This is a genomic window from Chachezhania antarctica (genome assembly GCF_003646465.1).
Classification (GTDB): domain Bacteria; phylum Pseudomonadota; class Alphaproteobacteria; order Rhodobacterales; family Rhodobacteraceae; genus Chachezhania; species Chachezhania antarctica.
In genome coordinates this window covers 304,735-316,536 of sequence record NZ_QZEX01000004.1, presented here as the reverse complement: position 1 = coordinate 316,536, position 11,802 = coordinate 304,735, and the positions used below count along the sequence as shown (strand labels likewise).

The 11,802-nt window shown below is 65.4% G+C and carries 9 protein-coding genes; 8 read left to right on the top strand and 1 reads right to left on the bottom strand.

The annotated features are described in order from the left end of the window. The first annotated feature begins 10 nt into the window (after positions 1–10). Entirely contained in the window at positions 11–1,723 is a 1,713-nt protein-coding gene (locus tag D4754_RS10520; RefSeq protein WP_121063231.1) for a calcium-binding protein, read from the top strand. A 245-nt stretch (positions 1,724–1,968) separates the two neighbouring features. On the opposite strand, the gene D4754_RS10515 is transcribed toward D4754_RS10520, so the two are convergent. Further along, the gene (locus D4754_RS10515) at positions 1,969–2,742 is read right to left on the bottom strand and encodes a GH25 family lysozyme (RefSeq protein ID WP_121063229.1); all 774 of its coding nucleotides are present in this window, start codon (positions 2,740–2,742) and stop codon (positions 1,969–1,971) included. Positions 2,743–3,192: 450 nt separating this feature from the next. On the opposite strand from D4754_RS10515, the gene D4754_RS10510 reads away from it, so the two are divergent. The 7 genes from D4754_RS10510 (at position 3,193) to D4754_RS10480 (ending at position 11,730) form a co-directional block, all read left to right on the top strand. Further along, positions 3,193–4,788 (top strand): 2-isopropylmalate synthase, encoded by a 1,596-nt coding sequence (locus tag D4754_RS10510; RefSeq protein ID WP_121063228.1) that lies wholly within the window; start codon positions 3,193–3,195, stop codon positions 4,786–4,788. 299 nt (positions 4,789–5,087) lie between these two features. Continuing rightward, positions 5,088–6,134, top strand: coding sequence for a rod shape-determining protein (locus D4754_RS10505; RefSeq protein ID WP_121063226.1), 1,047 nt, complete (start codon positions 5,088–5,090; stop codon positions 6,132–6,134). 76 nt (positions 6,135–6,210) lie between these two features. Continuing rightward, the gene (mreC, locus tag D4754_RS10500; protein ID WP_121063224.1) at positions 6,211–7,149 is read left to right on the top strand and encodes a rod shape-determining protein MreC; all 939 of its coding nucleotides are present in this window, start codon (positions 6,211–6,213) and stop codon (positions 7,147–7,149) included. Between the two features lie 4 nt (positions 7,150–7,153). Further along, positions 7,154–7,693 carry a rod shape-determining protein MreD gene (locus tag D4754_RS10495; RefSeq protein WP_121063222.1) on the top strand — a complete coding sequence of 180 codons (540 nt, stop codon included), beginning with the start codon at positions 7,154–7,156 and terminating at the stop codon, positions 7,691–7,693. Then, complete coding sequence (gene mrdA, locus D4754_RS10490) at positions 7,690–9,633, top strand: penicillin-binding protein 2 (protein WP_121063220.1); 1,944 nt, start codon at positions 7,690–7,692, stop codon at positions 9,631–9,633. The genes D4754_RS10495 and mrdA overlap by 4 nt, the downstream gene beginning before the upstream one ends. Then, positions 9,630–10,769 (top strand): rod shape-determining protein RodA, encoded by a 1,140-nt coding sequence (gene rodA, locus D4754_RS10485; protein ID WP_121063218.1) that lies wholly within the window; start codon positions 9,630–9,632, stop codon positions 10,767–10,769. Before mrdA ends, rodA begins: the two co-directional genes overlap by 4 nt. Before the next feature lie 7 nt (positions 10,770–10,776). After that, the gene (locus D4754_RS10480) at positions 10,777–11,730 is read left to right on the top strand and encodes a 2-hydroxyacid dehydrogenase (protein WP_121063216.1); all 954 of its coding nucleotides are present in this window, start codon (positions 10,777–10,779) and stop codon (positions 11,728–11,730) included. Positions 11,731–11,802 lie beyond the last annotated feature (72 nt).

Sequence of the window (11,802 nt, the reverse complement as noted above, 5' to 3'; positions counted from 1 at the left end):
GTACCCCGTCATGCCGAAGAAAAAGCCTGTCTGGGGCATGGTCCTTCATGCCTCGTCGTCCATCGAGGACCTGTTCGCCAACCTGAACGACGCAATGGTGGCCTATGGCAAGTACGACAGCTGGACCCCCGGTATCAGCGCGCCGATCCCCTCTGGCGCGACGCTGAGCCGGGCGCAGGACGAATGGCAAGCCTATGCCAGTTTCAGGCGCACGGCCGATGCCGAGGACCGGTCGGACGAGCTTGACGTCTACAGCCGCGGGAACACAGCCCTGGAAAACGGCGACGGCCAGCCCGAGACGCTCACCTACCGCGCCAAGGAAATCGCGGACGGTTCCAGTCGCACCCACTACGTCGAATGGAAGCTCATCGAGAAGAAAAGCAAGATCGGCATGCTGGCACTGGCCGACAAGTCCGAAACCGGAACGACGATCACCCGCGATGTGCTTTGGACGGCGAAGCCGAAGGCAAGCGAGATCGTTTCATATGGCGACAAGACAAAGCAGAACCTTCTGAAGCATCTCGGCTCCGGGTTCGATGTCGAAGACGAACGCGTCCACATCTTCCTGGTCTCGGGGGACAAGCAGATCGAACTGGGCGACAGGAACGACGTGGTGTCCACGTTCTTCCCCGATCACTACCTCGAGAACAACGGCCACTGGCCGGATCGGACCGACCAGTCTCCGACCGGACGGTACAAGGGCGGGTCGGTCATCGACGGCGGCGGCGGCTTCGACCGACTGATCTACGACGACGGAGAGTACTATTACGACTTCAAGCAGTTGCCCCGTTCCGAAGCCCAGCAGTTCATGCGGAAGGACTTCAAGATATCCACGGTCGGCAATCCCTTGGACGGCGTGTTCGAGATCAAGAACAAGCCGTTCGGCTGGACGGACAAGATCATGAATATCGAAGAGCTCGAATTCGCGGTCCGGTCCGGCTGGGATGCAGAGGCCTCGGTCACGGTGAACATCAAGTCCCCCTTCAGCCGCGGGGATGACAGGTTCGATTTCAACGGGAAGCTTCCCGATCTCGAACAGAAGGCGACATTCGGCATGACCTTCGGCCGCGCGGGCGGCGGTGACGATCACGTCCGGCTGCCAAGCCAGTTTGCCGTTCTCAAAGACGGCACCTTGGACGCCGACGGGAAAAGCAACACCTTCTACGCCGGCAAGGGCGATGATGTGATCTTGGGGGGCAGCAAGCAGGATTTCATTCGCGGCGGCAAGGGCGACGATACCATCAACGGCGACAGCAATGCCCGGACCGGAGGGCCGGACAAGCTGTTCGGCGAGGCGGGCGACGATGTGCTGTCCGGCGGCAAGGGCAAAGACTGGCTGAACGGCGGCAAAGGTGGTGACGTTCTGTGGGGCGGCGGTGGCAAGGACTACCTGCAAGGTGGCAAGGGCCGCGACGCGCTGACAGGCGATGGCGGCAACGACAAGATGCAGGGCGGAAACGGGTCCGACACCTTCGTCTTCAGCCACAATTTCGGGCGTGACAGGATTCTGGATTTCACGGCAACCGGTCCCCGGTCGCAGCAGGATCATATCGAATTCAGGAAACTCGTCGACGAAGCCGAGACCGCTCGCGAATTCAAGGCCGCCTCGAAACAGGTCGGCAACAAGGTGATCTACGATGCCCACGACGACGGCCAGAACCGGATCGTTCTGAACGGCGTCGACATGGACGACCTGACAGGCTTCAACTTCGATTTCCTGTAAGACCCGTACCTGCGCGAACGACGTCCGCCGTTCACCGCACCTTCGCGCGCAAAGGATCGCGCCCAACCCTGGGCGGGCGCTGTAACCTGTACCCGTCGCACGGCTCCGACACCCCGCTCATCCGGCGTTCAACGCCGGGCATCAACGTGGTGCCCGACCGTTGGGAGGGTCGTTCACGGCCCGGGATGACCGCGGGCCAGACGACAAATGAGTGTCAAAAGCTGGAGGACGCGGGGGTCACGCCCCTACCGCGCGCCGGTGAACTTCAGCCAGTCCTCGGCCGAGCCGTTGAAGACGTTGATATCCACCCCGCCCTGCACGCCCGGAACCACGCCGGTGCTGGTGTACTGCCAGAACAGCCACGACCGCCCCTCGTACCGCTTGTGCGGCAGTTGCGAGACCGAGCGGAGCCAGAAATCCGTGCGCGACAATCGCCCGATATGCGTGTCCTCGAAGAAATCGGGCGTGGTGTAGATGATCGGGCGGCGGCCGTAGTGCTTTTCGAGGATATCGAGGAAGATCTTCGCCTCGCGCCGGACAACATCCCCCGGGGGCCGGATCGTGCAGGTGGGCGAAAACGGCGTCCATTCCATGTCGAGCACATGGGGCAGCCTGTTATCGCCACGCGGGACGTTGCGGATGAACCACGCCGCCTGCTCGGCCGCCGGGCGGCACCAGTAGTAGAAGTGATAGGCCGCGTGCGGCACGCCTGCCAGTTCGGCGCCGCGGCTGTGCTCCCTGAACCGCGGATCGGCCAGGTCGCCGCCCTCGGTCGCCTTGATGAAGGCGAAGCGCACGCCGGCATTCCGCGCCGCGTCCCAGTTGATAGGCTCCTGAAAGCGCGAGATATCGAGCCCGTGGATCGGATAGGCCCGCGGCCCGGGCCCGCCCCAGTCGGTCGGATCGAGATCGCCGAAATTGGACGGGCCAGACTGCAACACCGCCACATTGGTGACCGGCTTCTGTCCGCATGCCACCAGCAGCAGGATCAGTAGTACCGATAAAATACGTGCGCCCATGGCTGTGATCTCCTGCCTCCGGATCCGCTTCCCCGAACGACTATTCCACGGCCCGCGCGTCGGCGCTACGGCTCATGCGTCTCGCCACGCATCGCCGGACGCCACAGGCGCAAGCCTGCCACGCTTCGCGATGCGCCGCGAAAATGTGCCGGTTCCCCCGAATTCGCGCTTTTCTTCCGCGCCCTGTCCGGTATAGCGTGCGCCCATGAACGCGATGGCCGCATATCACGCCCTGCCCCTGCGCGCGGACACCCTCCGCGCCGCTGGCCTACTGCTTCTGCTAGTCCGCCTCTGAGCGTGCCATCAGGCGCGCCCGCTCAGAGGTTAATGCCTGCGCGCCCCCGGCACCGGATCACATCACAGCCAACCTGACGCCCGCGCAACGGGCACGTGACCGATCCGAACCCCGCCGGTTCTTCAGAAGGCTTACGGACACACGAAGGACATACCATGACCGAACCCGCACAAACCGCCCCCGGCGCCGCCGAAGACGACCGCGTCCTGATCTTCGACACCACCCTGCGTGACGGCGAACAAAGCCCGGGCGCCACGATGACCCATGCCGAGAAGCTGGAGATCGCCGAACTGCTGGACCAGATGGGCGTCGACATCATCGAAGCCGGCTTTCCCATCGCCTCGGAAGGCGATTTCAAGGCGGTGAACGAGATCGCGGCCAACAGCCAGAACGCCGTGATCTGCGGGCTGGCCCGCGCCAACTATGCCGATATCGACCGCTGCTGGGAGGCCGTGAAGGCCGCGCGCCGTCCGCGCATCCATACCTTCATCGGAACGTCTCCCCTGCACCGCGCGATCCCGAACCTGACCATGGACGAGATGGCCGAACGGATCCACGATACCGTCAGCCATGCCCGCAACCTGTGCGAAAACGTCCAGTGGTCGCCGATGGATGCCACGCGGACGGAATGGGATTACCTTGCCCGCGTCGTCGAAATCGCGATCAAGGCCGGGGCCAGCACAATCAACATCCCCGACACCGTGGGCTATACCGCCCCCGTCGAAAGCGCCGACCTGATCCGCCGCCTGATCGCCGAAGTGCCGGGCGCCGATGACGTGATCTTTGCCACCCACTGCCATAACGATCTTGGCATGGCGACGGCGAATTCGCTGGCGGCCGTCGAAGGCGGCGCGCGCCAGATCGAATGCACGATCAATGGCTTGGGCGAACGCGCGGGCAACACCGCGCTGGAAGAGGTCGTGATGGCGCTGAAGGTCCGCCACGACATCATGCCGTGGTCGACGGGCGTCGACAGTTCGAAGATCATGCACATCTCGCGCCGGGTTTCGACGGTTTCGGGCTTCCCGGTGCAATACAACAAGGCAATCGTCGGCAAGAACGCCTTTGCCCACGAAAGCGGCATCCACCAGGACGGTGTGCTGAAGAATGTCGAGACGTTCGAGATCATGCGCCCCGAGGACGTGGGCCTGTCGTCGAACGCGCTGCCGCTTGGCAAGCATTCGGGCCGCGCCGCGCTGCGCGACAAGCTGAACCAGTTGGGCCATGAAGTGGGCGACAACCAGCTGAAGGACATCTTCGTGCGGTTCAAGGAACTGGCCGACCGCAAGAAGGAAGTCTACGACGAAGACATCATCGCGCTGGTCAGCGACACGGCCGAGGCCGGTCAGGCCCATCTGAACCTCGTCTCGCTGAAGGTGACGTGCGGCACCGGCGGCCCGGCCGAGGCCACAATGGAGATGGAGGTCGACGGCACCGACATCACCGCCACCGCCCATGGCGACGGCCCGGTCGATGCCGCCTTCAAGGCCGTGCGCGAGATCTACCCCAACACCGCGCGGCTTCAGCTCTACCAGGTGCATGCCGTGACCGAAGGCACAGATGCGCAGGCGACGGTGTCGGTGCGGCTGGCCGAAGACGGCGTGATCGCCACGGGCCAGTCGGCGGATACCGATACGGTCGTGGCCTCGACCCGTGCCTATATCGCGGCGCTGAACCGTCTGATCGTGCGCCGGTCGAAGTCCGGCCCGGGCGTCGATACGCGCGAGATCTCGTACAAGGACGCAGGTTAAGGCGTCTTCGCCGGGGCCGGTCTGACGGCCCCGGCAACCGCCCGGCATGTCCGGGACCATGCCACGAAAGCGGAAACGCGATGCGGGAAGGCCACGCTTGGGGGGGCCTGCGCGTCCCGACCTCACGTAAAGCCGGACCTCTTTCGCGAAGAACCTGCCACAAACGCCTGTCCTCGTGGCGGAATCGTGCTATCGGCCCGCCGGCCCCCCTTTCGCGCCCGACGGGCAGTGCCTATAAGGCTTCAGTCGGGTGGCGCAGAGTCGTGGCCGGGAAATCGACGGATGTGGGACAGAAGTACATGGCGTTTCTTAACAATCTGGGTGGCCTGTTTTCTTCGGACATGGCCATTGACCTGGGGACGGCCAATACGCTCGTCTACGTGAAGGGACGCGGGATCATCCTGTCGGAGCCGTCGGTGGTGGCCTATCACGTCAAGGATGGCGTGAAGAAGGTGCTTGCCGTGGGCGAAGACGCCAAGCTCATGCTCGGCCGGACGCCCGGTTCCATCGAGGCGATCCGCCCGATGCGCGAAGGCGTGATCGCCGATTTCGACACCGCGGAAGAGATGATCAAGCACTTCATCCGCAAGGTGCACAAGCGGTCGACCTTCTCGAAACCCAAAATCATCGTCTGCGTCCCCCACGGGGCGACGCCGGTCGAAAAACGCGCCATTCGCCAGTCGGTCCTGTCGGCCGGCGCCCGGCGCGCGGGCCTGATTCCCGAACCCATCGCCGCGGCCATCGGGGCCGGCATGCCGATCACCGACCCCACGGGCTCGATGGTCGTCGACATCGGCGGCGGGACAACCGAGGTGGCCGTCCTGTCGCTGGGCGATATCGTCTATGCTCGGTCCGTCCGCGTCGGCGGTGACCGGATGGACGAAGCCATCATCGCGCACCTGCGCCGCCAGCAGAACCTGCTGGTCGGGGAATCGACCGCCGAACGGATCAAGACCTCCATCGGCTCGGCCCGCATGCCCGACGACGGGCGCGGCGCGTCGATGGAGATTCGCGGCCGCGACCTGCTGAACGGCGTGCCGAAGCAGATCGAGATCAACCAGGCCCAGATCGCGGAAGCGCTGGCCGAACCCGTGCAACAGATCTGCGAGGCCGTGATGGCCGCGCTGGAAGCCACCCCGCCCGATCTTGCCGCCGATATCGTCGACCGTGGCGTCATGCTGACCGGTGGCGGCGCCCTGCTTGGCGATCTGGATCTTGCCCTGCGCGAACAGACCGGGCTGGCGGTTTCGATTGCCGACGAAAGCCTGAACTGCGTGGCGCTTGGCACCGGAAAAGCTCTGGAATACGAAAAGCAGCTGCGGCACGCTATCGACTACGACAGCTGAGGCCCGCCCGCCTGCCGGGTGAGCGGCGCTTCGCGAGGAAGCCCCGAACGCAGAACCCACGGACGGGAATTGCCGATTGGCCAAGGACAGCGGACAGACGACCGATTATGCAGGCCCGCTCCGGCGCCTGCTTCTGATCGTGATCTGCGTGGCCCTGTTCGGCCTGTTCCTGTTCTGGCGCATCGACAGCCCGCGGGTGGAACGCCTGCGCGCGCAGGTCATCGACAGGCTGGTGCCCAACATGGACTGGGCGATGGCGCCGGTCACCGGGCTGGTCAATCTTGGCCGCGACTTCCAAAGCTATCGCCGGCTGGCCGAACAGAACCAGGAACTGCGCAGCGAATTGCGCCAGATGCAGGCCTGGAAAGAGGCCGCGTTGCAGCTGGAACAGGAAAACGCGCGGCTGCTTGATCTGAACAACGTGCGGCTCGACCCGCGCCTGACCTACATTACCGGCGTCGTGATGGCCGATGCGGGCTCTCCCTTCCGGCAATCGGTGCTGCTGAACGTGGGCTCGCGCGATGGGATCGTCGATGGCTGGGCCACGATGGACGGGATCGGGCTGGTGGGCCGGATATCGGGAACCGGGCGGAATTCGTCCCGGGTGCTGCTGATCACCGATGCGGCCAGCGTCATCCCGGCGATCATCCAGCCGTCGGGGCAGAAGGCGCTGGTGGCGGGCGACAATACCAACGCCCCGATGATCGATTTCCTTGAAAACCGCGACCTCGTCCGCCCGAACGATCGCGTCGTGACGACCGGTGACGGCAAGGTCTTCCCCGCGGGCCTGCTGATCGGTCACGTGGTGGAAGATCGGGCCGGCAACATGCGCGTGCGGCCGTCGGCCGACCTGTCGCGGCTGGAATACCTGCGCATCCTGCGACATCACGGGACCGAGGCGATCTCGGATCCCGGCGGCCTTGTCGCCCCGGCCCCCGCCGCCCCGGTCGAGGAGCCCAAGCCCGAGACGGCGGAAGGTGCAGAACCGACCGCGACGGAAGACGGCGAAGGGTAAGCGGATGGAACCCATTTCCCCTGCCCGCATCTGGTTCTTCCGCTTCTGTTATGCCGGCGTGGCGCTGTTGATCCTCTTCGCCCAGCTTCTGCCGCTGGACACCGCGCCGCGGTCGTGGGCCGCGCCCGACGTGCTGATGTGCCTGACGATGGCATGGTGCGTGCGCTGGCCCGCCTATGCGCCGGTCTGGCTTGTGGCGCTCGTTGCCCTGATCGCGGATCTGTTACTTCAGCGCCCCCCCGGCCTGATGGCCCTTTTGATCGTGGCCGGAAGCGAGTACCTGAGGTACCGCGCGACCGGGCCAAACCAGTCCGGCGCGGTTATCGAGTGGATGTCGGCGGCCTTGGTCATGGGTGCTATCTTCATTGTGTACAGGTTGGTTCTTGGCATGCTGGGTGTCGGTCAGGCACAAGTGGGCCTGATGTTGACGCAGATTCTGGGAACGATACTGGTCTATCCCCTTGTCGCGCTCCTGTGCCGGGTCGCGCTGGGTGACCCCGCGCCGGTGGCGTCCGAGACCGAGCGGAAGGCGAGCCGGATATGAGACGCCCGCCCAAGGAACTGGAAGGCCTGAACCGGATCACCAGCCGCCGCGCGCTGATCCTGGGCGGCGCGCAGGCCGGGCTTGTCGGTGTTCTGGCGCTGCGCATGCGTCAGCTTCAGGTCGAAGAGGCCGACCAATTCCGCCTTCTGGCGGAAGAAAACCGCGTCAACATTCGCCTGATTCCCCCAGCGCGGGGCGAGATCTTTGATCGCAACGGCGTGATCCTTGCCCGCAACGCGCCCAGCTACCGCATCGTCATGGTGCGCGAGAACGCGGGCGACGTGGACCAGGTGATCGGGCGGCTGTCGAAACTTGTCGAACTGGACGAAGACAAGCTGAACCGCGCGGTCGAGGAAATGAAGCGCAGCCCGCCATTCCTGCCGGTGACGCTTGCCGATCAGGTCAGCTGGGATGTCGTCAGCCGGGTGGCCGTCAATGCGCCCGCCCTGCCCGGCATCGTGCCGGAGGTCGGGCTGACGCGGTTCTACCCGCAGGCCGAAGATTTCGCCCATGTCGTGGGCTATGTCGGCCCGGTCAGCGATTACGACCTGTCCAAGCTGGAAGACCCGGACCCGGTGCTGAAGATCCCGCGCTTCCAGATCGGGAAGATGGGCGTCGAATCCCGGAACGAGGAATTGCTGCGCGGTCGCGCCGGCACCAAGCGGGTGGAGGTCAACGCCACCGGCCGGGTCATGCGCGAGCTGAGCCGCCGCGAGGGCGAGGCCGGCGCCGACCTGCAACTGACCATCGACGCGGACCTTCAGCGCTATGTCCAGGCCCGGCTGGGGCAGGAAAGCGCCAGCGCCGTGGTGATGGATGTCCAGAACGGCGACCTGCGGGCCATCGTGTCCTCGCCCAGCTACGATCCGAACCTCTTCGTGCGCGGGATCTCCGTCAGCGATTACAAGGAACTGACCGAGGACAAGTTCCGCCCCCTTCTGGGCAAGGCGGTGCAGCACGTCTATCCGCCCGGATCGACCTTCAAGATGATCACGGCCATGGCCGCGCTGGAGGCGGGTGTGATCTCGCCCGAGGAAACCGTCTACTGCCCCGGTCACCTGACCGTCGGCGGCCGCCGCTTCCACTGCTGGCGGCGCGCCGGGCACGGCCACGTGAACCTGAACGGCGCGCTGAAATACAGCTGCGACACCTATTTCTACGAAGTCTCGCTGAAGGTCGGGATCGACAAGATCTCGGAAGTGGCGCGCCGGTTCGGGCTGGGTCAGCGTCACGACGTGCCGTTGTCTGCGGTGGCCGAAGGGCTGACACCGACAAAGACATGGAAACAGCAAAGCTACGGCCGCGACTGGCTGATCGGCGACACCGTCAACACCTCGATCGGTCAGGGCTACCTTCTGGCCTCGCCCTTGCAACTGGCGGTCATGTCGGCCCGCCTGGCCACGGGCCGCGAGATCACGCCGCGGCTGGTCAAATCCGTCGACGGCGTCGAAACACGGTCCGGCGACGGTCCGGACCTGGGTATGGCGGACCGCTACCTGAAAATGGTCCGGCAGGGCATGTACGCCGTGTCGAACGAAAGCCGCGGCACCGCCTTCAGCAACCGCATCGTGGCGGACGGGATGAAGATGGCCGGCAAGACCGGTACCAGCCAGATCCGCAACATTTCAGACGCGGAACGCCGCGCCGGCGTGATCAAGAACAAGGATCTTCCGTGGGAGCGGCGCGACCACGCGCTGTTCGTCTGCTTCGCGCCCTATGACGCGCCGCGCTATGCCGTGTCGGTCGTGGTCCAGCATGGCGGCGGCGGGTCGACCGCGGCTGCCCCCATTGCCCGCGATGTGCTGCTGCAGGCGCTCTACGGCGACACGCCGCCGCTGGCCGCCTATCCGCCCAATGACCGACGCCGCATCAAGGCCCAGCAGGAGCGGCTTCACCGCGAGAAGCTGCGCCGCGACAGCGAACGGAGCGGCCGGGCATGAGCTACCTGGAATATGCCGTCAAATCGGTGCCGTCCGGGCCGAAAAAGATCTTCTACCTGAACTGGCCGCTGAACCTGCTGCTGATCTCGGTCGCGCTGATGGGGTTCCTGATGCTCTATTCCGTGGCCGGCGGCCGGGCCGACATCTGGGCAGAACCGCAGATGAAGCGCTTCGCCGTGGGCTTTGCCGTGATGATCGCGATCGCGCTGGCGCCGATCTGGTTCTGGCGGTCGATGTCGGCCGTGGCCTACGCGATTTCCGTGATCCTCCTCCTGGCGGTCGAATTCTTCGGCACCGTCGGCATGGGCGCACAGCGCTGGATCGACCTTGGTTTCATCCGCCTGCAACCGTCCGAGCTGTGCAAGATCGCCACCATCATGCTGCTGGCCGCCTATTACGACTGGCTGCCCGCGAAACGTATCTCGCGGCCGTTCTGGGTGTTCCTGCCGGTCCTGATCATCCTGTTTCCCGTGGGCCTGGTGCTGTCGCAGCCCGACCTTGGAACGGCGATCCTGATCCTGGCGGCGGGCGGCGGGCTGATGTTCGTGGCGGGCGTGCACTGGGGCTATTTCGCCACCGTTTTCGCCATTGTCGGCGGGGTGGTCACGGCAGCCCTGAAAAGCCGCGGCACCGAGTGGCAGCTGCTGGAAAACTACCAGTACAAGCGCATCGACACGTTCCTCGATCCCGCGTCGGACCCACTGGGCGCGGGCTACCATATCACCCAGTCGAAGATCGCGCTGGGATCGGGCGGCTGGACCGGGCGCGGCTTCATGCAGGGCACGCAGAGCCGCCTGAACTTCCTGCCGGAAAAGCATACCGATTTCATCTTCACCACCCTGGCGGAGGAGTTCGGCTTCATCGGGGGATTCTCGCTTCTGACCCTCTATGCGCTGATCATCGCCTTCTGCATCGCCACCGCGATGGCCACGCCCGACCGTTTCGGCTCGCTCGTGTCGCTGGGCGTGGCGCTGACGTTCTTCCTGTTCTTCGCCGTCAACATGCTGATGGTCATGGGGCTGGCCCCCGTCGTGGGTGTGCCGCTGCCGCTGGTCAGCTATGGCGGATCGGCGATGCTGGTCCTGATGGCCGCCTTCGGCCTTGTCCACAGCGCGAACATCCACCGTCCACGCTAAGGCTTCCATGACCCTGAACATCCTCTTCCTCGCCCCGGCCGGCCACTGGGCCGATTACGAAGCCCCGCTGACCGCCGCCCTAACGCGCGCGCTGGACGGCACCGGAGAGGTCGCAGACCTGCGCCCCACCGGCGGCTTCGCGCCCGCCGAGGTCGATTACATCGTCTACGCCCCGGCGGACGGGCACACGGATTTCACGCCCTACACCCGGCTGAAGGCCGTTCTCAGCCTCTGGGCCGGGGTCGAATCGATCGTGACGAGTGACAGCCTGACCGTCCCGCTGGCGCGCATGGTCGATCCCGGACTGACGGCCGGCATGGCCGAATGGGTCACGGGCCACGTGATGCGCCATCACCTTGGCATGGACGCGCATATCCACGGGCAGGACGGTGTCTGGCGGAACGACACTGTCCCGCCCCTCGCCGCCGACCGTCCCGTCACCATCCTTGGCCTCGGTGCGCTGGGATCGGCCTGCGGACAGATGCTGGCCCATATCGGCTTCCCCGTCACGGGGTGGAGCCGCACCGAAAAGCACATCGACGGCATCACCGGCCATCACGGCCCCGACGGGCTGAAGACGGCGCTGACAGGCGCGCAGATCGTCGTCCTGCTCCTGCCCGACACAGCCGAAACGAAGAACACGCTGAACGCCGAAACCCTGGCCCTGCCCGCCCCGGGCGCCGTGGTCATCAACCCCGGCCGCGGCCCCATGATCGACGACGACGCGCTCCTGGCCGCGCTCGACGGCGGCCAGATCGCTCACGCCACGCTCGACGTCTTCCGCACCGAACCCCTGCCCGCCGATCACCCCTACTGGGCGCATCCGAAGGTCACGGTCACGCCGCACATCGCGTCCGCCACCCGGCCCTCGAGCGCGGCAACAGTCATCGCGGAAAACGTCCGCCGTGGCGTGACGGGCGAACCCTTTATCAACGTCGTGGATCGCTCCCTCGGATACTGACGACGCCGCGCGCCAATCAAAGCGCGCGCCGAGATCGCGAGGAAGGCCGCCTCCGTGCGGCCGACCGGGGGT

What these genes read in the sequence shown, in the direction of transcription:
- D4754_RS10520 (WP_121063231.1), top strand. Translation starts at nt 11, where the DNA reads ATGCCGAAGAAAAAGCCTGTCTGGGGCATGGTCCTTCATGCCTCGTCG.
- D4754_RS10515 (WP_121063229.1), bottom strand. Translation starts at nt 2,742, where the DNA reads ATGGGCGCACGTATTTTATCGGTACTACTGATCCTGCTGCTGGTGGCA.
- D4754_RS10510 (WP_121063228.1), top strand. Translation starts at nt 3,193, where the DNA reads ATGACCGAACCCGCACAAACCGCCCCCGGCGCCGCCGAAGACGACCGC.
- D4754_RS10505 (WP_121063226.1), top strand. Translation starts at nt 5,088, where the DNA reads ATGGCGTTTCTTAACAATCTGGGTGGCCTGTTTTCTTCGGACATGGCC.
- D4754_RS10495 (WP_121063222.1), top strand. Translation starts at nt 7,154, where the DNA reads ATGGAACCCATTTCCCCTGCCCGCATCTGGTTCTTCCGCTTCTGTTAT.
- mrdA (WP_121063220.1), top strand. Translation starts at nt 7,690, where the DNA reads ATGAGACGCCCGCCCAAGGAACTGGAAGGCCTGAACCGGATCACCAGC.
- rodA (WP_121063218.1), top strand. Translation starts at nt 9,630, where the DNA reads ATGAGCTACCTGGAATATGCCGTCAAATCGGTGCCGTCCGGGCCGAAA.
- D4754_RS10480 (WP_121063216.1), top strand. Translation starts at nt 10,777, where the DNA reads ATGACCCTGAACATCCTCTTCCTCGCCCCGGCCGGCCACTGGGCCGAT.